General features: G+C 61.8%; 17 protein-coding genes. 9 read left to right on the top strand and 8 right to left on the bottom strand.

Translation table 11 applies throughout. The features are described 5' to 3' along the window. Window positions 1–30: 30 nt before the first annotated feature. Window positions 31–2,736 (bottom strand): OmpA family protein, encoded by a 2,706-nt coding sequence (locus KCG44_RS03505; RefSeq protein ID WP_218444230.1) that lies wholly within the window; start codon window positions 2,734–2,736, stop codon window positions 31–33. Window positions 2,737–3,242: 506 nt separating this feature from the next. Here KCG44_RS03505 and KCG44_RS03500 point away from each other — a divergent pair. Beyond that, complete coding sequence (locus KCG44_RS03500; protein WP_218444229.1) at window positions 3,243–4,094, top strand: HpcH/HpaI aldolase/citrate lyase family protein; 852 nt, start codon at window positions 3,243–3,245, stop codon at window positions 4,092–4,094. Window positions 4,095–4,208: 114 nt separating this feature from the next. Here the strand turns inward: KCG44_RS03500 and KCG44_RS03495 are convergent, their stop codons facing one another. From KCG44_RS03495 to KCG44_RS03480, 4 genes are all read right to left on the bottom strand, one after another. After that, window positions 4,209–7,688 carry an error-prone DNA polymerase gene (locus KCG44_RS03495; protein WP_218444228.1) on the bottom strand — a complete coding sequence of 1,160 codons (3,480 nt, stop codon included), beginning with the start codon at window positions 7,686–7,688 and terminating at the stop codon, window positions 4,209–4,211. A gap of 38 nt (window positions 7,689–7,726) precedes the next feature. Further along, window positions 7,727–9,301, bottom strand: a complete 1,575-nt coding sequence (locus tag KCG44_RS03490) for a Y-family DNA polymerase (protein ID WP_255536285.1) — start codon at window positions 9,299–9,301, stop codon at window positions 7,727–7,729. Continuing rightward, on the bottom strand, window positions 9,195–9,860 hold the full coding sequence (locus KCG44_RS03485; protein WP_218444227.1) for an ImuA family protein: 666 nt from the start codon (window positions 9,858–9,860) through the stop codon (window positions 9,195–9,197). Before KCG44_RS03485 ends, KCG44_RS03490 begins: the two co-directional genes overlap by 107 nt. Window positions 9,861–10,080: 220 nt before the next feature. Then, window positions 10,081–11,745, bottom strand: a complete 1,665-nt coding sequence (locus KCG44_RS03480; RefSeq protein ID WP_218444225.1) for a cation:proton antiporter domain-containing protein — start codon at window positions 11,743–11,745, stop codon at window positions 10,081–10,083. Window positions 11,746–11,809: 64 nt separating this feature from the next. Between KCG44_RS03480 and KCG44_RS03475 the strand changes: the two genes are divergently transcribed. Both KCG44_RS03475 and KCG44_RS03470 read left to right on the top strand, forming a co-directional pair. Beyond that, window positions 11,810–12,535, top strand: coding sequence for a pirin family protein (locus KCG44_RS03475; RefSeq protein ID WP_218444224.1), 726 nt, complete (start codon window positions 11,810–11,812; stop codon window positions 12,533–12,535). Window positions 12,536–12,754: 219 nt separating this feature from the next. Beyond that, complete coding sequence (locus KCG44_RS03470) at window positions 12,755–13,771, top strand: PAS domain-containing protein (protein WP_218444223.1); 1,017 nt, start codon at window positions 12,755–12,757, stop codon at window positions 13,769–13,771. A 67-nt stretch (window positions 13,772–13,838) separates the two neighbouring features. Here the strand turns inward: KCG44_RS03470 and hemF are convergent, their stop codons facing one another. Beyond that, window positions 13,839–14,708: an oxygen-dependent coproporphyrinogen oxidase gene (hemF, locus tag KCG44_RS03465; RefSeq protein WP_218444222.1), complete on the bottom strand. Its 870-nt coding sequence runs from the start codon at window positions 14,706–14,708 to the stop codon at window positions 13,839–13,841. 217 nt (window positions 14,709–14,925) lie between these two features. On the opposite strand from hemF, the gene petA reads away from it, so the two are divergent. The 3 genes from petA to KCG44_RS03450 are packed head-to-tail and all read left to right on the top strand — an operon-like array spanning window position 14,926 to window position 17,691. Beyond that, window positions 14,926–15,510, top strand: a complete 585-nt coding sequence (petA, locus tag KCG44_RS03460) for a ubiquinol-cytochrome c reductase iron-sulfur subunit (protein ID WP_218444221.1) — start codon at window positions 14,926–14,928, stop codon at window positions 15,508–15,510. Next, the gene (locus tag KCG44_RS03455) at window positions 15,510–16,832 is read left to right on the top strand and encodes a cytochrome b (protein ID WP_218444220.1); all 1,323 of its coding nucleotides are present in this window, start codon (window positions 15,510–15,512) and stop codon (window positions 16,830–16,832) included. The genes petA and KCG44_RS03455 overlap by 1 nt, the downstream gene beginning before the upstream one ends. A 10-nt stretch (window positions 16,833–16,842) precedes the next feature. Next, window positions 16,843–17,691, top strand: a complete 849-nt coding sequence (locus tag KCG44_RS03450) for a cytochrome c1 (RefSeq protein WP_218444218.1) — start codon at window positions 16,843–16,845, stop codon at window positions 17,689–17,691. A gap of 13 nt (window positions 17,692–17,704) precedes the next feature. On the opposite strand, the gene KCG44_RS03445 is transcribed toward KCG44_RS03450, so the two are convergent. After that, entirely contained in the window at window positions 17,705–17,896 is a 192-nt protein-coding gene (locus tag KCG44_RS03445) for a hypothetical protein (RefSeq protein ID WP_218444217.1), read from the bottom strand. A 107-nt stretch (window positions 17,897–18,003) separates the two neighbouring features. Between KCG44_RS03445 and mtnP the strand changes: the two genes are divergently transcribed. From mtnP to KCG44_RS03430, 3 genes are all read left to right on the top strand, one after another. Beyond that, a complete protein-coding gene (gene mtnP, locus KCG44_RS03440) occupies window positions 18,004–18,867 on the top strand; it encodes an S-methyl-5'-thioadenosine phosphorylase (RefSeq protein WP_218444216.1) in 864 nt (287 codons plus the stop codon). Then, window positions 18,864–19,394 carry an adenine phosphoribosyltransferase gene (locus tag KCG44_RS03435; protein ID WP_218444214.1) on the top strand — a complete coding sequence of 177 codons (531 nt, stop codon included), beginning with the start codon at window positions 18,864–18,866 and terminating at the stop codon, window positions 19,392–19,394. Before mtnP ends, KCG44_RS03435 begins: the two co-directional genes overlap by 4 nt. Window positions 19,395–19,466: 72 nt before the next feature. Beyond that, complete coding sequence (locus tag KCG44_RS03430) at window positions 19,467–20,819, top strand: methyl-accepting chemotaxis protein (RefSeq protein WP_218444213.1); 1,353 nt, start codon at window positions 19,467–19,469, stop codon at window positions 20,817–20,819. Window positions 20,820–20,825: 6 nt separating this feature from the next. On the opposite strand, the gene KCG44_RS03425 is transcribed toward KCG44_RS03430, so the two are convergent. Continuing rightward, entirely contained in the window at window positions 20,826–21,296 is a 471-nt protein-coding gene (locus KCG44_RS03425) for a MaoC family dehydratase (RefSeq protein ID WP_218444212.1), read from the bottom strand. Window positions 21,297–21,347: the final 51 nt, after the last annotated feature.

Below are 21,347 nucleotides of genomic sequence, written 5' to 3'. Positions count from 1 at the left end.
CCCCTCAGAATTCTTCATTTCCATGCGGCATCAACCGCCGCTTTTTGAATCCGTATCTGGCCAGAACCTGAACTCGACCCGGCGATCGGTACCCCTGACATCTTCGCCAATTGGCAGCGGCATGCTTTCGCCGTGCGCGCGCACAATTATCTGATCTGCCGCGACACCCCGCGCCACCAGTGCATCGCGCGCCGCGCCCGCCCGCGTACGGGACAGGTCAAGATTATAGTCGGCAGGCCCCACCTGGTCGGCGTGCCCGGCGACGATCACCTGAAAGCCTTCATGGCGCTTGGCCCAATCCGCGACGTCATCCACGGTAGCGCGGTCGGCATCCGTCAATTCGGCTTCGTCAAAAGCAAATTCGACATGTTCCGCGCCCGGCAGCACCAGCGCGCCTTGCACACCGCGCGCCTCCGCAGCGCTATAGGCCGCTGCCGCATGCGTCTCCCCGGCGCTCGCAATGCTGATATACGCCGTGGGTACGCCCAATTGCGTGGCAAGCCGGTCGCGCACGGCCTCGACGCGCGCCCAACCAAGTTCCAGATTGTACGCGGCGCTACCACTGGCATCCGTCGTCCCGACCAGTGACACAGCCAGACCATGCGCGATCGCGTTGCGCGCCAGCCAGCCAAACGGCTCCAGACCGCCGCGCGGATCGGCGGAATCCATGGCGAAGGTTGCGCGCGGGAAATCATCCGCGCCGACATAATAATCGCGGTCCAGCGGCGGCTGCAGAAAGACCTGAACATCGCCGGCGGCCGCTGCCCCATGCCGCGCGTCTCGGGGGCCGGGCACGATACGTGCATGATCGATATGCGCCATCTCGATCCCATATTGTTCGGAAACCGCCTTCGATAGCTGTGCCATACCATCGCCCGAAACACCGGCGGTCGGCACCAGCAATATGTGTAAGTCGCGCGGAACATTGAGGAGCGCGTCCCCGCCGGTAACCACCGCAGGCGCATCTTCCGCGGTGATCAGGGTCAGCGTCGCAACCGGCGGCCGCTGGGTTTGATCGTGAGACCCCGGAACCACCGGCAAAACAGGCGGCTCGTTGCCTGCAAGCCCCTCCGCAGCTTGGGCGATTTCAGCTGGTACAGGCGCGGCGCGGCTCATGGTGGCCGGTGTTCCTGGATGTATTACCATTCCGATCATTCCGGCGGGGCCCGTTGTCAAATCCGGGTTCGGCACAGAGAATTCCGGAGCGTCGGGGTGCAATCGCGGCGGGGTTTCCGCGGAGATATAGGGGGTGCCGGTAGCTGTCCGGTCAACTGGCGGCGCGACGATGAAAGGTTGAGAATCGACAATGGGGGCGCTGTCCGGCGGTAATATGACAGGTTCCGAATCCGGAACCAGAGTGTCCGTGTCTTCCTTCCCTGGTCTATCCGTCACCACTTCTGCGGAAGGGCGCACGTCATCACTACTGCTGGTGAGCGTCATGGCGACAATTCCGGCTATCGCCACTGCGCCAATCGTGACTGGCCAGACCAGCTTGGTCCAAGCGGCGCTTCCGCTTTCGCCCCGGCCGGTTGCGCGCGGAACAGGCGGAACTGCGGCGGCAAGCGCGATCCGCGAAATACCATTCAGGCGCGGTTTTGACGGCGCGTACAGGACCGGTGTGCACAGCTCTGCTTTCACTAGCGCGCTGCGATGCGTGCGCAGTGCCTTTCGCCCCTCGGTGACGGCCATGGGCACAGGTGTCCCCGCCGTCAGCTCGGCATAGAGTGTCCGCGCGAAGTAAATCGCCGCTTCGTCCGAGATGGGTGCCTGCATCGCCACGACAAATGGCACGCCGATGCGCACCAGTTCCTGCGCCGTACCGCCATAAGGCTGCTTGATGGAGGAACTCGCGCCCATGCAGCTGTTCAATACCACGAGCCATGGCCGCGCATTTTGCAGGAAAGTCCTGAGATCGTCCGATTCAATCGGATCGGGCCGTCGGGGGTCGTCCTCTGCGTGGAAATTGATCACGCCCTTGCCCGTGCGAAAATCCCCGTGCCCGATGAAGTGGATCAGATGCGGCTTGTGATGCTTCAGCGCATCGCGAAAATTGCTGCGATTGACTTCGGGCACCACGAACAAATCAATCTCATCGCGGGCGGCGTCTGTTTTGAGGGCGTTGATCAGCCGTTCGATACGCTCAAGCTCGATACTCGTATCAAGGTCGCCAGCGGGATTTGCCACAATCACCAGCATGCGCAGCTGACCCTCGACCGCGCCGGGCGGATCGCGTTCCCGGTCCGGGTTCAGGGTGCGGATCAGGTTCGTGCGGGTGTCCGTCGCCAGAAACGTGTCCGTGTCGGGAACATAGAAAGCTTCCCATGGCACCCGTGCCAGCTCTGGTGCGGCTGACACGTCAATGTCGATTCGCACACGCTTCGCCTCGTCGGCCAGCAGCGCATAAAGCGCGATGCCCAGATCATTGTCCTTGGCATCTGTGAACAGGGCCTTGTAAAGTGGCCCTCCGATCAACTTCAGCGCCTCATGATTGGCGGCGTTGTACATAACCTCTTCGGATTTCATGCCAAAGGTCGCCCGCCGCCATTTTCGCGTCGGCTGACCTGCCGATGGTTCCGGCAGATCCACATCCACGATCGGTGGCAGGTCGCGATATGCAGGGCCGCCGGAGCTCCCGGCGTAACTGGTCCTTATTTCGTAGCGCGCGCCGCCCGGCCCCGCCGTGCTGCCCGGTGCCAGCTCGATCCGCCAGTCGACAAGGCGCGGCCGATCAGTCACGCCAGGACGCACATCTGCTTATGAAAGTTGTTGTACGCACGCCATCAAGCCCCCGCCCCGACATCGCTGTATCGCCCTTACGCGGACGAAATGCTCAATTCTACAAGGACGCCACGTTACAAGACGTTGACCTTAGGCGCGCCGTGGCCAGGAAGCAAACGCATGCGGAGATGCGTGCAGAAGGTATGTGAACAGGCTTTGCGGCCTTGAACAGTTCAGCATGTCGAGCGGCACGCCGAAGGGCTGGCTACGCACCCGGAAATTGATTTGGACGCGTTTCCAGTCGCTGATTGAGGACCTGAACGGCGATGGCATCGACGCTATCATGCAGTCTGGCACAAATCTGTCGATGATATGGCTGGCTACAGGGCTTTGGCCGCCTGATGGCGGAATTCCAAACTACCGGCGAACGGGTGATCGGCGAAAACAGCCTTGCATGTCGGGCTTTCCTCACGCACCAGAGGCGGCGATCCCTGCGATAATTTCATAAGGAAAGCTGCGTAATCATGCTCCGCCCGCGCCGGTCCTGCCTCTATATGCCGGGCGCCAATGCGCGCGCACTGGAAAAGGCGCGCAGCCTGCCCGTCGATGTCGTCATCATCGATTTGGAGGACGCCGTCGCGCCGGAGAAAAAGGCCGAAGCCCGCGCCGCCGCCTGTGCCGCCGTGAAACAGGGCGGCTACGGCAGGCGCGAAGTGGTGATCCGCGTGAATGCGCTCGCCACAGACTGGGGCGAAGACGATCTGAACGCCGCCGTGGCCGCAGGTCCCGATGCGATCCTTCTGCCGAAAGTCGAAACGGCCGCCATGGTGCAGGAGGCCGCGGCGCGGACCGGCGGCATCGCGCTGTGGGTCATGATCGAAACCCCGCGCGCCATTCTCGACATTGACGCGATCTGCGGTCCGGCGTCCACGACCCCGCTCACCACGATTGTCATGGGTGTGAACGATCTGGGGAAGGACCTGCGCGCGCGCCAGCGGCCCGGCCGCGCCGCCTTTCAGATGGCCCTGCAAACCAGCGTTGCCGCCGCGCGCTGCCATGGGCTGACCGCAATTGACGGCGTTCACAATGACATCACCGACAGTGCGGGCCTCGCGGAGGAATGTGAGCAGGGCCGCGACCTCGGCTTTGACGGCAAGACGCTGATTCACCCGTCGCAGATCGACATTTGCAACCGTGTCTTCAGCCCCTCGGACACAGACATACGACAAGCCGAAGCGGTCGTCGCTGCCTTCGCACGGCCGGAAAATGCCGATCGCGGCGTGCTGAAGGTCGGTGGACAGATGGTGGAACGCCTGCACCTTGAAGAGGCGGAGCGGGTTCTCGTCATGGCCGCCGCGATCGGCGCCTACGGCTGACGCCCTGTCACCGGTTCGGCTTTTATTTGTCCGGACAGATTTACAGGTCTTTGCGAACAACGGATCATTCACGTCTCACCGGGCAGGTCAGCCTCTTTGGCCATTCGCGCGGGGCTAATGGAAATCGCGTGATTTCGGGATGATCTGGACATTGCGCGGATGCCGCCCGGTATTGCTGGGGAGCGGACTGACAACATGGTCGGCGCGGGCAAGATCGGGGGACAGCAGATCCTCCGAAAGGTTGGACAGCCGCGCCGTCGCGTCGACCATATCGCGCGCGACGACGTGAATGACCGCGTCGTCCATCTGCACCGTACCATGCACCTCCATCAACCGTGCGCCCATAATCGTTTTCCTGTATTTCAGCAGGGTATCTGGCCACACGACAAGGTTCACGACACCCGTTTCATCCTCCAGCGTGATGAAGACGACGCCCTTCGCGCTGCCGGGGCGCTGGCGGATCAGGACGATGCCTGCGACCGATACCCTCTGGTTGAAACGGCACCGGCGAAGGTCGGCCGCACGCGTAAACTCTCCCGCATCATAGCCCGCGCGCAGGAACGACATCGGATGCGCCTTCAGCGACAATCGTGTGGTCTGGTAATCCGCCACCACATGTTCGGACAATGGCATGGCAGGCAGCAGCGCCGGAATATCCGCGCCTTCATCCTGCGCCTCGGCATGGATGAACAGCGGCAGGTCGGGCGCGTTTTTCAGCGCCCGCGCATCCCACAGCGCCTCACGCCGGTCCTTGCCCATCGAGCGAAACGCGTCAGCCGCCGCCAGGGTCTGGATCGACCGCGTCTGCAAGCCGGCACGAGAGCGGAGTGCCTCGACGGTTTCGTAGGGGGAGCCCCGCCGGGCAAGAAGACGTGCCGCTTCGCCCTCTTTCAGGCCATCGACCTGTCTGAGGCCGAGGCGGACACATAGAGTGGAATGAGAACAACTCCCCGCCCTCAGGAGAGAGGCAGGGGTGGGGTCGCGCTCGCCAGAGCGCCGCGAAAGCGGTCGCGGCAGCGGCTTCCCGGACAGCCAGGACACGCTGCCGCGTGGTTCATTTTGGCTCGGCTGCGCCTCGCAACCCTGCCCCTGCCCTCGAGGGGAGGGGAGTTCAACGATGGTACTATCCCAGTCCGACAGATTCACATCGGGGGCCATCACCTCCACCCCATGCTCCCGCGCATCGCGTACAATCTGCGCAGGCGCGTAGAACCCCATGGGCTGCGAATTCAGAAGCGCCGCGCAGAAGATCGCTGGGTGATGGCATTTCAGCCAGCTGGAGACGTAGACGAGATGCGCGAAACTCGCCGCGTGACTTTCCGGGAAGCCATATTCGCCGAAGCCTTCGATCTGGCTGAAACAACGCGCGGCGAATTCAGGATCATAGCCCCGCTCCACCATACGCCCGATCATTTTTTCCTTATGCCCTGACACCATCCCCTTGGCGCGGAACGTCGCCATTGCCTTGCGCAGCTGGTTCGCTTCGGCGGACGAAAACTTCGCCGCCTCCATAGCGATCTTCATGGCCTGTTCTTGGAAGATCGGTACGCCAAGTGTGCGTTTCAGAATGATTTCCAGTTCATCGCGCGGGCCATGTTCCGGTGCGGGATAGGGATAAACGACCGGCTCCTTCCCCTGCCGCCGCCGCAAGAAGGGATGCACCATATCGCCCTGGATCGGCCCGGGCCGCACGATGGCAACTTCGATGACGAGGTCATAAAATATGCGCGGTTTCAGGCGCGGCAGCATGTTCATCTGCGCGCGGCTTTCGACCTGGAACACACCCAGCGAATCGCCCGTACACAACATGTCGTAAACTGCCGGATCATCCTGCGGGACGGTCGCCAGATTATACATCACCCCGTGCTGCGCCGCGATCAAGTCAAAGCATTTTCGGATGCAGGTCAGCATGCCGAGCGCCAGAACATCGACCTTCATGATGCCGAGCGCTTCGATGTCGTCCTTGTCCCACTCGATGAAACTGCGCTCCGGCATCGCGCCATTGCCGACGGGCACGGTTTCCGTCAGCGGTTTCCGCGTCAGGATAAAGCCGCCCACATGCTGTGACAGATGCCGGGGCATGCCGATCAGCTGTTCGGTCAGCCACAGCGTGCGTTTCAGATGCGGGTCCTGCAGGTCCAGCCCCGCTTCGGCCACCTTGTCCTCATCGACCGCGCTGCCCCAGCTGCCCCATACCGTCTTTGCCAGCGCCGCCGTCACATCCTCTGACAGGCCCATCACCTTGCCGACTTCCCGTATGGCGGAACGCGGCCGGTAGTGGATCACCGTTGCGCACAGCCCGGCGCGCGCGCGGCCATAGCGCTCATAGATATGCTGAATGACCTCCTCGCGCCGTTCATGTTCGAAATCGACGTCGATATCGGGCGGCTCCTTGCGCTCTTCCGATATGAAGCGCTCGAACAGCAGCTGATGTTTCGCCGGATCAACCGACGTGATTTCCAGGCAGTAGCAGACCGCACTATTTGCCGCCGACCCGCGACCCTGACACAATATGGGCGGCTGCGCCTGCTCCCGCGCGAATTTCACGATATCACGAATGGTGAGGAAATAGCGCGCGAATTCCATCCTGGCGATCAGGCCAAGTTCCTTTTCCAGCGTTTCCCGCACCTCTTCTGGCACCCCGTCCGGGTAACGGGTCTTTGCGCCTGCCCATGTCAGTTCGGCCAGATAGGCATCCGGGGTATACCCGGCCGGTACGGTCTCTTCGGGATATTCATATTTCAGGTCGCCGAGGGAGAAGGCGCACGCATCGGCAATGCGGCGGCTTTCCACAATCGCCTCGGGCCAGTTCGCGAACAGGCGCAGCATTTCGGCAGGCGGCTTCAGGTAACGCTCACCATTCTGGTCGAGCAATGCGCCCGCCTCGAAAATCGTCACTTTCTCGCGGATACAGGTCAGCACATCCTGCAACGGGCGGCGTGCGGGGATGTGATAATGCACATCATTGGTCGCAAGCAGCCGTAACCGGTGCGCGCGCGCCATTGTCTCCAGCCGGTACACCCGTGCCCGGTCATCGTCGCGGTAGCGAAACGCCGCCGCAATGTGGCCAAGCATCGGCAATTCGGCAAGCCGGGGCAGGTCCCCGGCAAACGCATCCAGATCGTCCTCCGGTATCGCAATCAGAAACACATCGCGGGTCAGCGCCGCCCGCACATCGGCCAGCATAAGGTCGCAGGCACCCTTATCCTGCCATGATCCGTCCGCCGCCGTCATCTTGCCCTGCGACAGGAGGCGGCACAGATCGCCATAGGCGGTGCGCGTCCGCGGATAGGCATAAAGGGACGGCGCATCCAACAGGTCCAGGCGGCACCCGATCACAGGCCTGATCCCTGCCGTCTTCGCGTCCGTGTGCAGGCGTACGACACCCGCCATCGTGTTGCGGTCGGCAATACCGAGGGCATCATAGCCATGCGCGTAAGCGGCCTCTACGAGGTCCAGCGGGCAGGAGGCCCCGCGCAGAAAGGAAAAGCTGGTCGTGATGCCCAGCTCGACGAAATCGCAGCGCGGATTGGGGGGGAATTGCGACGAATCGGCCAATCGGCGCTTGTCGGGGGTCAGCGGCGCGTCAGGCATTGAATCGCCCTCCCCGCAAACGGTGGCGGGGCGATTGGCTATACATCGAGCCCATGCACGAACCACGCCGGGCGTCCGCCCCTCCCGTCCGACAACAGCCCTTCCCGGTACAGCCAGAACCGCCGGCCCTGATCATCCTCCACCCGGTAATAATCACGCAGCCGGGATCGCCCCGGTTCACGCCACCATTCGGGGGCAATCCGCTCCGGGCCCTGCGCACGTACGACATCGTGCAGCTTCCGCCGCCAGCGAAAGCGGGCGGGCGGGCCCTCGGGGACGGCGTGGATCACATCGGCAGGTTCGGGCGATCCGAGCAGACGCAGAGGTGCCCGTCCCAGCCGCTGCACGGGATAATCACCGGCCTTTACCGGCCGCACCGCACTGCGAAACACCTCACCCCGTTCAGGGATGTGGCTGCCCAGGCTGACAGGCCGCATCACCGCATCTTCGCCGAGCCGCGCGGACAGCTGGTCGACCAGCTGCGCCATGGCGAGCGCCTCTTTCGTTTCCCCGGTCAAATCGTCCTGCAGTGCGATAAGCGCCTCGCCGTCCACCACCGCCAGCGCAGCGCTGTCGACACCGAAACCGGGATCGAGCCGGTCGAGCTTCCCGGCAAACAGCCGCACGATATGCGCGCTGTCCCGTGTCGCACGGCTGGTCGCCGCCGCCGCCGTCAGGGCCACACCATCGACCCGAAACGCCGTGAAGCGCAGGCCGCGTGCGCCCGCCTCTGAATCGCCCATGACGGCGCACAGATCCCCCGCCAGATCGGTCAGTATCCGCTCCAGCCCGTCAAGGTCACCCAGCGGTTCGGCCAGGCGGCGCAAAACGCGTAGCGGCGCGCGTTCCTGCACGGACACCAGCGGCTCGCGGGTGCGCCCCATGGCCTGATCCAGCCGTATGACGGGATTGCACGTCGGCACCTCGATACGCCGGAACCGGCGGACCATGGCCTCGCGCGGTACCTTCGCAAGTGAGCCGATGGTCTTCAGCCCCAGACGCCGCAGCAGAAGCACCGTGCCCGCATCCAGCCGCAATGCCGCGGCAGGCAAAGGGGCAAGCGCGTCCGCCATACCGCCAGGCGAACAAATCGTGCCATTCCCGCCGTGCCGCGCCAGCGCCCATGCCGCGCCAATCGTCGGCGCAAGCGCCAGCCGCGCGGTCAGGCCGAGCCCCGCGCAAATCCTCTTCATATCGCGCAGCATCGCCGCCTCGCCGCCATGCAGATGGTCGGACCCCGTCGTGTCGAGCAGCAGCGCATCCGCCCCATCAACGCGGGTCCAGGGACACCAGCGCTGCGCCCAATGTGCCAGCCGTACCAGGTCAGCCGCATCCTGATCCGGCACTGCCTTCGCAACGACAAGATCGGGGATCAGCGCGCGCATGTCTGTCACACGCGCACCGGGCCGCATATCCGCCGCCCGCGCCGCCGCGTTCACATCGTGAATGACCGGGCCATGCGGTCCCTCCCGCGCCAGTACCAGCGGCGCGGCGTCTTCTGCCGCCTCACCTGCTGACGGCGAGGCCTGCCGGCGATGCTGGGCCTGCCGCCACTGCCATCGCTCCATTGCGAAGTGCGGGAACCAGATGGAGACGATGCGCCGCCCGGTCATAACCCGCTTCCCACATGCCCGGGCGCATGCCGCGCCCCTTGAACAATTCGGCCTGCCAGCGCGGACTGCCGGGTGCCTTCGGGTCGTAGGGGTGCGGCGATGAGGGCAGAGAGCGCACGCGCCAGCGTTCGCGCGCCGCCGACAGATGTGCTGCCCCGCCAAAGCGGACCAGAAAAACGTGCACGCCCTGCCGCTCCGCGCGCATGGCCAGACGCTTGGTGGCGGTGAAACCGAGCGCGCGCGGATCGCCCCAGACTTCGCCGATAATGGCCGACAGGGATGCGCATCTCAGCCCCTCTTCCATGGTCCACAGCACCTCCGCCGCCGTGCGCGCGCAGGCAAGCAGCAGCTGTCCGGGCGGCAGACCGAAGCCGGCGCAGGACTGGCCGCAGGGGCGCCCTGTTTCCAGCGCCGCCATCCGGTCCTGAACCCATAGAACCGGACCGGACCGGCCAGCCTCCCGCGGCAATTGGGCAAGGGCAAATCCGAGCGCGGCGACATCCCGCGGCGCTGCGAATAATTCCGCAAGCCGCGGCGTTCCGGGCAGAGCCGGGCACACCCCGTCACATCGCGATGATTCGGAGATCGATTTTCCGATATTATCTTTTGGTACCAAGGATAAACGCTGATCCCGCACATGCTCCACCACATTCCTGTCACTATGTTTGTTCTATTTATGTTCCAAATAGCGCAGGAGTCCGGACGCGAGTCAATCCCGGTCCGCCAAGCCTGCGAACCGAAACGAAAATTGGGACTTTATGGCGGGAACGACGCCCGTGTCAGGCGGCGAGTCGAGCGTCTTCCGCTGCGTCCGCATCCGGCTCCGGCTCCAGGCCGAGCGACTCCAGCACATGATTCAGCAGGCGCAGCGCGCCGCCCTCGCCTGACATCCGCACAGGCTGCATCCCGGCATCGCGGAAGGCGCTGGCATCCTGCCCTTCGTCCAGCGCGGCAAGGCGCGTCAGGCCCGGCAAATGTTCTTCGACCATCGGATGCAGGTCCTGCGCGGTGGTCAGGTCCAGCCGTGTCACGACGATCACTTCGCGCGCGCCCATGGACAGCGGTGACCAGCTTCTGGGGTCTGCGGGCGTTCCAAAATGCACGTCATAGCCATCGGCGGTCGCCCGCTCGAACAGCGCGTTGTCCGCCTCCACGGCAATATGGCCGACCTTGCGCGCGGACAGGGCATCGGCGAGCGCACGGCCTGTCGCGCCCATGCCAAAGATCACGACCGGCGCATCGTCGCCCGACAGCTTCTCATCCGCAGGGCCGCTGCGCAGCTTGCCCGCGATCCTGCGGCCAAGGTCGGAAATGGCGGGCGTCACCGCCATGCTGATGGCGATGGCGGCGATCAGGACAGCAACCACCTCCAGCCCGACCAGCGCGGCAATCGCAGGCAGCGAAAAGACCACCAGCGCGAATTCCGAACCCTGTCCCAACAGGAAGCCAAGCTGTACCGACCCCGGCACCGACCAGCGATTGACCAGGCCTGCGACGATATTGAATGCGCATTTCAGCACGATCATCACGGCGGCAACGATCAGGACGATCGGCCATTTTTCCGCCAGGACCGCAGGATCGATGCCCAGCCCGACCGTCATGAAGAAGAAGCCCAGAAAAAGCCCGCGGAACGCCTCGATCTCTGTCTGGACGAGGACCCGGTAACGCGAATCAGCGATGGCGACACCGCCAAGAAACGCGCCGAGTGTCAGCGACAGGCCGATCATGCCTGTTGCCCAGCCCGCGGCCAGCGCCAGGAACAGGGCGGTCGCCGTGAAGACCTCACTCGTTTGGGTGCGCGCGATGATCCTGAACATCGGCGCGGTCAGATAGCGCGAGAACAGTACCGCCACGCCAAACGCCGCCAGCGCTTTTACGGCGGCAAAACCAAGCTCGCCGCCCATATTATCCGATCCGGCGGCAAGCGCACCTGCCGCGATCAAAAGCGCGATGGCGGCAATATCCTGGAAAATCAGAATGGACTGCGCCGCACGGCCAACAGGACAGTCCTGCTGTCCGCGCTCGCGGATGACGCCGATCACCACTGCGGTCGACGACAGGCCAAGCGCCGCACCGACAATGATGGCGGCGCTCCCCTCCAGCCCGGCAAGCCATGCCGCAAGCGTAAACCCGCCGCCCGCGATGAGCATTTGCAGCGCTCCGAACCCGAAAATGTTCGCGGCCTCTTCACGGATCTTCGACAGGCTGAAATGCAGGCCGAGATTGAATAGCAGAAACATGACGCCCGCCTCGGCGAGCGCCGCGACGACTGGGCCGTCAAACGCCCCGGCATAGCCAAACACAGCCAGTGCGAGACCGACGACCAGATAGCCGACGATAGGGTTTAGCCGACAGACCTTGGAGGCGACGGCCGCTACGATGCCAAGCCCAAGTAGCGAGATGGCGGGAACAAGTGTGGAGACGATTTCGCTGGAGGCGGCCATCACCGTCCCTTACGCGCCAACCCCGCCCGTTGAAATAGCACGGCGATATGCCGATCTATAGATCATGATCGACCACCGCCCCTTCGCGTCCCTCGGTAGCGCCGACCATGGCTGGCTGCAGGCACATCATCATTTCAGCTTTGCAGGCTATCACGATTCCGCACGCATGGGCTGGGGCGGCCTGCGCGTCTGGAACGACGACACCATCGCGCCGGGCGCGGGCTTCCCGCCGCATGGCCATCGCGACATGGAAATCATCACCTATGCGCGAATGGGCGCGATCAGCCACAAGGACAGCCTTGGCAATGCCGGACGCACGCCTGCGGGCGAAGTCCAGGTCATGACTGCGGGTCGCGGTATCCAGCACAGCGAATTCAACCGCGAGGACGCCGAAACGCAGATATTCCAGTTATGGATCGAACCGCGCGAACCAGGCGGAGAGCCCTATTGGAACACCCGCGCATTCCCGAAAGCCGGCGACGGCACCTTCACCGTCGTCGCCAGCGGCTATGAAGCCGACCAATCGGCAGGCGCTTTGCCTATCCGCGCCGATGGCCGTATCCTCGCCGCTACGCTGTCCGCAGGGGACGCGCTGACGCACAGACCGAACCCTGCGCATCACCTCTATCTGGTGGCAGATAAAGGCGCATACCGGTTAAACAGCCATGACATCGCCAGTCGCGATGGCGTCGCCGTGCAGGGGGAAACACATCTGCGCATCACGGCAGAACAGCCGACGACACTTCTGATGGTGGAAACCGCGACGGATCATCTGCGCCAGGGGCGGTAACCATCGCCCTTTTCGGCATGCTCCCGGCGCATTTTGCGTCTGCACCGCTGCACGCCGCCATCAAGACAGCCAACGCCAGACCTTCGCCTGTTAAGCAGCATGGCGTTAAGCTATGTTAATGGCGGTTGCCGCAATTGCCGCTATCCGAGCCGACCAGGCCATCGACGTCGATCATGTCTCCAATTGACTGCGGCGTGAGAATATCTTGAGGAGTGACGGGTGATTAAGACCATGCTTTTCGACCGCCCTGTCAATGAGAAAGACCATTTTCTCGAAACGGCCGTCACCCGCGCGCAATTGGCGATGGTCGCCTCAGACCTGAAGGCGGAAGACGAGCCGATCATATTCGCGAATGAGGCATTCGAGAAATTGACCGGTTATTCCGGCAAAGAAATCCTGGGCAGGAACTGTCGTTTCCTTCAGGGTCCGGACACCTCCCCGGATACAGTCGAAGCCATTCGAAAAGCGGTAGCCGATGGCCAGGAAGGCTATTTCGAAATTCTCAACTACAAGAAGGACGGGACACCCTTCTGGAATGGCCTGCACATAGGCCCGGTGAGCGACCCGGGCGGTACCCAGTCTCTGTTTTTCGGGTCCCAGCGTGACATAACGCGGGAAATCGAAGCGCGTCAGCTTGAAGCTGTCCGCATGGAAGAACTGCGCCATCGCATGGGCAATTTGATGGCGATCGTCGGAATTATCATCAGGAATTCGAATGAGGGTAGTGATGTCCAGGCCATGCAGGACATTCTGCAGGGGCGCATCGCGGCCTTGGGTGCCGCCACCGAACTGATCTATCCGAAAATCGATGCTTCAAATGGTGTCTCAAAACAATCTCTTGAACCGCGCACCGTCGAGATTGAAACGATCATCCGCACAATTATTGGGCCGCTCGGGAATGATCACAGGTTCGAACTGGCCGGGCCGCCGATAAACCTGCCTGAAAGACAGACGACGAACACGTCGCTGGTAATCCATGAATTATCGACAAATGCGGCGAAACACGGTGCCCTGTCGCAAAAAGGCGGAAAAGTGTCGATTAGCTGGGCAGGCGCTGACGACCGCATTCTTTTCGATTGGGTCGAGACGGGCTGCACCGTGAAGGCGCATCCGGAGCGGAAAGGCCTGGGCAAAAAGCTGCTCGATAGCATCGTCGCGAGTTCACAAAGACCGGATGCGGCACTCCTGTTCGCGCCGTCTGGAGTGATTTGCCGCTTCGATGTCGCGATGGGCTAGATTCAGAATTATCATCAGCCCGACATGACGGTGGCGGTAAAGCGAAAATAGGCGCGCGCGCCGCCACTCATTCCCAGGCGGCGAGCGGCGGCAGGCTCATCAATATGGCCTCGATATTGCCGCCGGTTTTCAGGCCAAAAAGCGTGCCCCGGTCATGGATCAGATTGAACTCGGTATAAAGCCCGCGATAACGAAGCTGCTCGGCGCGGTCCTCATCCGTCCACGGTATCGACATGCGCCGACGCACAAGGGGGGCGTAGGCAGCGATAAACGTCTCGCCGACATCCTTGGTAAAGGCGAAGTCGGCGTCCCAGCCGCCCTGCGTATCGTCGGAACTCAGCCGGTCATAAAAAATGCCGCCAACGCCTCGTGCGCGGTTCCGGTGCGGGACGTAGAAATATTCGTCGCACCATTTCCTGAACGCCTCGCCATCCGCAACGTCATGCCGCGCGCAGCAGGCCTGCCAATCCCTATGCCAGTCCGCCGTGTCATCATCCCTTGGAATCGGCGGGTTCAAATCACTCCCGCCGCCGAACCAGTCCTGCGTCGTGGCCAGATAGCGCGTGTTCATGTGCACGGCGGGCACGTGCGGATTCACCATATGCGCGACCAGGCTGACGCCGGTTGCGAAGAATCGTGGATCTTCGGCGGCCCCGGGAATCGTCTTTGCGAACTCTGGTTCGAACGTGCCGGAGACGGTGGAGATATTCACGCCGACCTTTTCAAACAGCCGGCCTTTCATAATGGACATGACACCGCCGCCGCCCGGAGCGCCGGACGAATCCTCCCGGTCCCACGCTTTGCGCTCAAAGCGCCCGGGATCACCCGGCAGATGTGCGGCCTCATCCTCAAGGCATTCAAATTCTGTGCAAATACGGTCACGAATGATCGCGAACCAGTCGCTGGCAAGAGTCTTGCGGATTGAAAGGTCGGTCATAGGCAGGCGCCTTAAATGGTCGGCGGCGACAGGGAAACAGGGCATTCGCGCGCGCGACCCGCGGGCGCGAATGCCGCCATATGGCGGACAATGCCAAAAGGACCGCGCCAAATTGCCCGTTGCCTTTCAGGCCCTCGCGCGGTTATCAGGCCGCCAGCATTCGTTCACCGGGCGGCGCGCCATTGCGCGCGCCCGATACAGACAGGGACCTAATTTCATGGCCACTGCTCCTGAAGCCGGAGACAAAAGCGTCGAAGGCGTCGTCGGCCACACTGCTGATGACGGCGTACACCGCCGCGATTTCATTTATGTGGCCACCGCTGCTTTTGGCAGCGTCGGTGCCGCTGCTGCGATCTGGCCGTTCGTTGACCAGATGAACCCCAGCGCGGACGTGCTCGCCCTCGCAAGTGTCGAGGTGAACCTGTCGCAGGTCGCACCTGGCCAGGGCATCAAGGTATCATGGCGCGGCAAGCCGGTTTTCATCCAGCACCTGACGCCTGAACAGATGGCCGAAGCGCAAAATGCCGATCTGTCCGGTCTGCGCGATGCACAGACCTTCGAAGAGCGTACGCAGGAAGGCCACCGCCAATATTTGATCCAGGTCGGCGTTTGCACGCATCTTGGCTGCATCCCGTCGGGCACCGCCGCTGGCGAGGTGAAGGGCGACTTCAACGGCTGGTTCTGTCCCTGCCACGGGTCGCATTATGACAATGCAGGGCGCATCCGGAAGGGCCCGGCGCCGACGAACCTCGAGGTTCCCGAATATACCTTCCTGTCCGACACCAATGTGAGGATCGGCTGATGTCTTTTGGCTGGAGCAAACCCTACGAGCCGACGAGCGCGCTCGGCAAATGGTTCGATGAGCGCCTGCCCGTTCCGCGCCTCGTCCATGGCTCGCTTGGCGGCGGCTACGAAGTGCCGCGCAACATCAACTATTTCTACAATTTCGGAGTGCTCGCCGGTCTGGCGCTGGTGATTCAGATCGTCACCGGTGTCGTGCTTGCCATGCATTATGCGGCGAACACCGAGGTTGCGTTCTCTTCTGTCGAGCACATCATGCGCGACGTGAATTATGGCTGGCTGATGCGTTATATGCATGCCAATGGCGCCAGCTTCTTCTTCATCGTCGTCTATGTGCACATGTGGCGCGGCCTGTATTACGGCTCCTACAAGGCGCCGCGTGAGCTCGTGTGGATGCTGGGCGTCGTTATCTTCCTGTTGATGATGGCCACTGCTTTCATGGGCTACGTGCTCCCCTGGGGTCAGATGAGCTTCTGGGGCGCGACGGTGATCACCAACCTGTTCTCGGCCATACCGGTGGTGGGCGACGCGATCGTGACGTTCCTTCTGGGCGGATTTGCTGTCGATAATGCCACACTCAACCGCTTTTTCAGCCTGCACTTCCTTCTGCCCTTCATCATTGCGGGCGTGGTGATGCTGAAGATCTGGTCACTACACATTCCGGGGTCCAACAATCCTACCGGTGTCGAAGTGAAGGGCCCTGCGGATACCATTCCGTTTCATCCCTATTTCACGGCGAAGGATTTGTTCGGGGTCGGCGTCTATCTGACGATTTTCTCGATCTTCCTGTTCTTCATGCCGAATTTCCTCGGCCATCCAGACAACTATATCGAAGCGAACGCGCTCGCGACGCCCGAGCATATCGTTCCCGAATGGTATTTCTGGCCGTTCTACGCCATCCTGCGGGCGTTCACCTTCGACTTCATCCTGGAAGCCAAGCTCTGGGGCGTCGTCGCAATGGTCTCCGCGATCGTGCTGCTATTCTTCCTGCCATGGCTCGACTCGTCACCGGTGAAGTCCATGCGCTATCGTCCGAAAGCGCGTATGTGGACCTACGTCCTGCTTGCCGACATCTTGATTCTGTCATGGTGCGGCGGCGCTGTTGCGGAGCAGCCATACATCATCATCTCGCAGATCGCGGCGATCTATTATTTCGCGCACTTCCTGATCATCCTGCCTTTGGTATCGCGGACGGAAACGCCGCTCCCCCTGCCGGCATCGATATCCGAGGCGGTGCTGAAGGGAGATGCCTCGACAGGAGCGCCTGCCGGGATCACCGATACAGGCAGAAATGCCGCCCCAACCGCGCAGCCGGCAGAATAGGACTTAAGGCATGTTCCGTTTCATTTCCTACGCCATTGGCGCGACATTCATCTTCGTTCTGATCCTTGCCGGCTATACCGATCTAAAAGCGGCCGCTGACGCGGAGACGAGCGAATCCGATCAGGTCCGTGAAGAATATCACAAATATAATAAGTCCGTGGACTGGTCGTGGAATGGCAATATGGGGCTTGGCGTATTCGGCGGCTTCGACAATCAGCAGCTCCAGCGCGGCTTTCAGGTCTACAAGGACGTGTGCTCGGGCTGCCACAGCCTCAAGCGCGTTGCCTTTCGCAACCTCCAGGAAATCGGCTTTAACGAAGCCGAAGTGAAGCAGATCGCGACTGACTGGGTCGTTGAGGTGCCCTCGATCAATCCGGACACTGGCGAGGCTGATACACGGCCCGCGACTCTCGCCGACAAGTTTCCGGAGGTTTATCCAAATGAAATTGCGGCACGCGCTGCGAACAATAATGCGCTGCCGCCTGACATGTCGCTGATCGCGAAGTCTCGCCCGGATGGCTCAAACTACCTCTATTCGCTGATTACTGGATATGAGCCAGTTCCCGCATCCTTTCCGGAAAGCCAGAAGCAGGAAGGCCTGAATTACAATCCGCATTTTCACAGCCTGTGGATCGCGATGCCGCCGCAGCTGTCCGATGGCCTGGTGGAATATGCCGATGGCACCCCCGCCACCATCGATCAGATGGGTAAGGATGTTGCGGCGTTCCTGACCTGGGCTGCCGAACCCAAGATGGAAGAGCGCAAGCAGGCGGGCATCGGCACGATCATTTTCCTGCTGATCTTCACCGGCCTGGCCTATATTGCCTATCGCCGCGTCTGGGCCGACCAGAAGCACTAGCATCTCTTACGCTTCAGCGGCGATTGGACAGGGCGCGCGTTGCCTCTGCCGTTTTGCGGCTGCGGCCATTTCCACTTGTCCGCAGCGCATGCCGCGAAATCTGCGGAAAGCACGTGATGCGGCGCGCCGTGGTCAGCCGCCAGAACACATGCGGCTGCGCAGGTTCAAGAGCCTGGCCGACTGTCGGCGCATATATGCGGGGCATTCCCACTCTGCAAATTGACGGATAGGCCCGCAGTTTGTTGCGGACCTCAGGATGTGAACATACTACATCCTGATATGGGGCGCGCTGACGATTGCTGGAGATGAACAATGGCCTTGGGCATGATTGGCGGCAGCGGGCTTTACGACCTGGATGCGCTGACGGACCGCGAATGGCGTCCCGTGACCACGGCCTGGGGTGATCCGTCGGACGAACTGCTGTTCGGCAGGCTCGGCGAGACCGAACTGGTCTTTCTGCCGCGTCACGGACGCGGTCACCGCCTTCTGCCGCATGAAATCAATTACCGCGCGAATATCGCAGCGCTGAAGATTGCGGGCTGTACCGAAATCGTCTCCGTTGCCGCCTGCGGATCATTCAGGGAAGATCTCCCGCCTGGCAGTTTCGTGCTGGTCGACCAGATTGTCGACCGCACGCGCACCCGCAGCCGTACTTTCTTCGGTGACGGCATTGCAGCCCATGTGGGACTTGCCGATCCCATATGCGCACGGCTGCGGGCGGCACTGGCCGAGACCGCCCGCATTGCGGGCGTCGATGTGACGAATGGGGGCGGATATCTTTGCATGGAAGGCCCGCAATTTTCCACACGCGCGGAATCGCGCCTCTACCGCCGCGCCGGGCTTGATGTCATCGGCATGACGGCCATGCCGGAAGCGGCGCTCGCGAGGGAAGCGGAGCTTTGCTACGCGGCAATTGCGATGGTGACGGATTATGACAGCTGGCGCGACGATGAAAGCGGTGCCGAGACAGCCGATATTCTTGCCGTCATGCAGGCGAATGTCGGCCGGGCGCGTGAACTGGTAACGGCCTATGCCAAAGGGCGGCAGGCCAAAAATTCTCCATGCGCTAGCGGCTGCGACCGTGCGCTTGAACATGCGGTCATAACGCCGCGCGAGGCGTGGCCGCAGAAGACCGCCGAAGCGCTGCAAAGTATCGCCAGCCGGGTCATGTCATGAGCATCGACCTCAAGTCTCTCATCCGCACGATACCGGATTATCCGAAGCCGGGCATCCGGTTTCGGGACATTTCAACACTCCTGACCGATGCCGCGGGGTTCACCGAAGCGATTGAGCGCATGGTATCGGGCGCGCCGCACGACATCGATCTGGTCGCCGGCATAGAAGCGAGGGGCTTTCTGTTTGCCGGCGGCATCGCGCCAAAACTATCGGCAGGCGTGCTCATGCTCAGGAAGGCCGGGAAGCTTCCCGGTCCTGCCATGGGCACCGATTATGCGCTGGAATATGGTGCGGACCGGCTTGAAATGCATGAGGGCGCCGTACCCCGGGGAGCCCGTGTCCTTCTTGTCGATGACCTCATCGCGACGGGCGGAACCGCCATTGCGGCCACGAAGCTCATAGAGCAGGCCGGAGGCGTTTGCGCAGGTGCTTCCTTCCTGATCGACCTGCCCGATCTTGGCGGCGCGGCGCGGCTGCGCGACAGTGGTCTTCGGGTCCAGTCGCTAATCGACTTCGAAGGCGAATAGGTCAGATACTAAACACTTATTAACCTTACGGTCCTATCGCGAAAAACAGGAGCCAGAAAAGGTCACGCCGCGATGTCGAAGAACAATTCCCTGATCGATAGCGCGCTGGGGCACATGGACGCTGATGCGCGCCTTGAGGCTTACCGAATCAATGAAAGCTGTCAGCAACATCATTTGATGATCGGCCAGATCCTGGAGCCACATTTCGATGAGCTTGCGAGGATAGTCTGGGACCGTTTTGCTGAACTTTGGCAGATCGGCCCATCGGCTTCGGAAGACGGGCTGGAGCAGTCGAGGGCAAGGACCAGGGACTATGTCCGGCGGAAATGGACATCTCCTATCGACGAGGACTGGATGCAACATGCTGCCGCTTTGGGAAATCTACTTCATGCGGCAAAGGCGAGTTCCTTTGCATTTATCGGCTCGTTCACGGCGGTAAACGAAGCCGCCTTCGCCCTTTTTCGGGAAGCTCTTCCGGCCAGCGAAAAACGGACGGAGATGCTAAATGACTGGCTTCGTGTGACGCAGATGGAGCAGGAACTTGCGCTAACGCGGATTCAGGCTCTGACGGTGGCGGAAACACGTGAGCGTGTCGCCGTGCAAAGCGCGAAATTTCAAAGCAGTATTGCGAGTGTGGTATCGGTCGCCTCGCGCAAGAGCCAGCAGACGCGGCGGCAGTCCGATGAGGCGGCCGGTCTGACCCGCGAAACGCTGGCCAAGGCAGCTGGTGTCGCGACCGCAGCTGCGGAATCGGCGCGCGCGATGCACGAAGCGGCGGAAAAATCAGAAGGCCTTCTGAGGGACATCGCAAGGACCGCATCGAACGTGGCCAGCACATCCGACACGGTCGATATCGCAAAATCAAAGGCGCAGACGGCCGTGGAAACCGTTGACCTGCTGGCAGGGCATTCGAAGGCAATCGAGTCGATCCTCGGTCTGATCCGCAACATCGCGGGTCAGACAAATCTTCTCGCGCTCAATGCGACGATCGAAGCGGCGCGGGCAGGGGATAGTGGCAGAGGCTTTGCCGTTGTCGCAAATGAAGTGAAGAGTCTGGCAAACCAAACCGCGACCGCGACGGAAGACATCGCACAGAAGATCGCCTCGATTCAGGACGCGACGGAAAGTGCCGTTAGCGCCAATCGTTCAATCCTGGAAACGGTCGAAGGCATCCGCAGTGCCGCCATAGATGCGAAAGCGGCAATGGAAGAGCAGTCAAACACGCTTATGATGATCAGCCGCGCGGTGAATGAAGGCGCCGCAACCGCCGATACGATGTCCTCCGCGATTGAAAAAATCAGGGAGACCGCCGAGGTTATCAGCACGCAGACGGCAGAAGCCGCAGGTTCCTCCAGCGATCTCGACGAGGAACTGTCATCGCTCCAGAAAAGCGCCGACGAATATATGCTGATCCTGACGGGCTAAAGGCCGCTAGACATCGCTGCTCCGCGATGTCTGCTTGGGCCGCGTTGACATCAGGCCGATGCTCTTCATTGTCAGGACCGGTTTGTCATCCTGATTGAAGACGGTGATGTTGTAGTGCACCGAACCCATTTCCGGGCGGGAACGGCTGGGCCGGACCTCAGTGAGTTCGGTTTCCACGCGCAGCACGTCGCCAGGATAAACCGGACGCAACCAGCGAAGCCCGTCATGTCCCGGTGATCCCAGGCTCGCCTGGTCGCTGTCCTTCAGATTTTCGACAAGCATCGCCATGGTCATTGCGCAGGTGTGCCAGCCAGACGCGCTGAGGCGGCCGAAATGGGTTTTCGCCGCCGCCTCGTCGTCGAGATGAAAAGCCTGCGGATCATATTTTGAGGCGAATTCGATCACCTCGTCCCGCCTGACGTCATAATGGCCGAAGCTGGCCTTCGTGCCGACAACCATGTCTTCAAGATATTTCATGGCGCTGCCTTACATGTCCACAGCCAGGATGCGGCCTCTTGCTATTCCTAG

It is taken from the genome of Pacificimonas pallii (assembly GCF_019204005.1).
Lineage (GTDB): Bacteria > Pseudomonadota > Alphaproteobacteria > Sphingomonadales > Sphingomonadaceae > Pacificimonas > Pacificimonas pallii.
This window is presented reverse-complemented; position numbering and strand designations above follow the sequence as displayed.

Bases quoted from the DNA above. Each gene is read 5' to 3' on its own strand.
- KCG44_RS03500 (WP_218444229.1), top strand. From the start codon at position 3,243: ATGCTCCGCCCGCGCCGGTCCTGCCTCTATATGCCGGGCGCCAATGCG.
- KCG44_RS03495 (WP_218444228.1), bottom strand. From the start codon at position 7,688: ATGCCTGACGCGCCGCTGACCCCCGACAAGCGCCGATTGGCCGATTCG.
- KCG44_RS03490 (WP_255536285.1), bottom strand. From the start codon at position 9,301: ATGACCGGGCGGCGCATCGTCTCCATCTGGTTCCCGCACTTCGCAATG.
- KCG44_RS03480 (WP_218444225.1), bottom strand. From the start codon at position 11,745: ATGGCCGCCTCCAGCGAAATCGTCTCCACACTTGTTCCCGCCATCTCG.
- KCG44_RS03475 (WP_218444224.1), top strand. From the start codon at position 11,810: ATGATCGACCACCGCCCCTTCGCGTCCCTCGGTAGCGCCGACCATGGC.
- hemF (WP_218444222.1), bottom strand. From the start codon at position 14,708: ATGACCGACCTTTCAATCCGCAAGACTCTTGCCAGCGACTGGTTCGCG.
- petA (WP_218444221.1), top strand. From the start codon at position 14,926: ATGGCCACTGCTCCTGAAGCCGGAGACAAAAGCGTCGAAGGCGTCGTC.
- KCG44_RS03455 (WP_218444220.1), top strand. From the start codon at position 15,510: ATGTCTTTTGGCTGGAGCAAACCCTACGAGCCGACGAGCGCGCTCGGC.
- KCG44_RS03450 (WP_218444218.1), top strand. From the start codon at position 16,843: ATGTTCCGTTTCATTTCCTACGCCATTGGCGCGACATTCATCTTCGTT.
- KCG44_RS03445 (WP_218444217.1), bottom strand. From the start codon at position 17,896: ATGCCCCGCATATATGCGCCGACAGTCGGCCAGGCTCTTGAACCTGCG.
- mtnP (WP_218444216.1), top strand. From the start codon at position 18,004: ATGGCCTTGGGCATGATTGGCGGCAGCGGGCTTTACGACCTGGATGCG.
- KCG44_RS03435 (WP_218444214.1), top strand. From the start codon at position 18,864: ATGAGCATCGACCTCAAGTCTCTCATCCGCACGATACCGGATTATCCG.
- KCG44_RS03430 (WP_218444213.1), top strand. From the start codon at position 19,467: ATGTCGAAGAACAATTCCCTGATCGATAGCGCGCTGGGGCACATGGAC.
- KCG44_RS03425 (WP_218444212.1), bottom strand. From the start codon at position 21,296: ATGAAATATCTTGAAGACATGGTTGTCGGCACGAAGGCCAGCTTCGGC.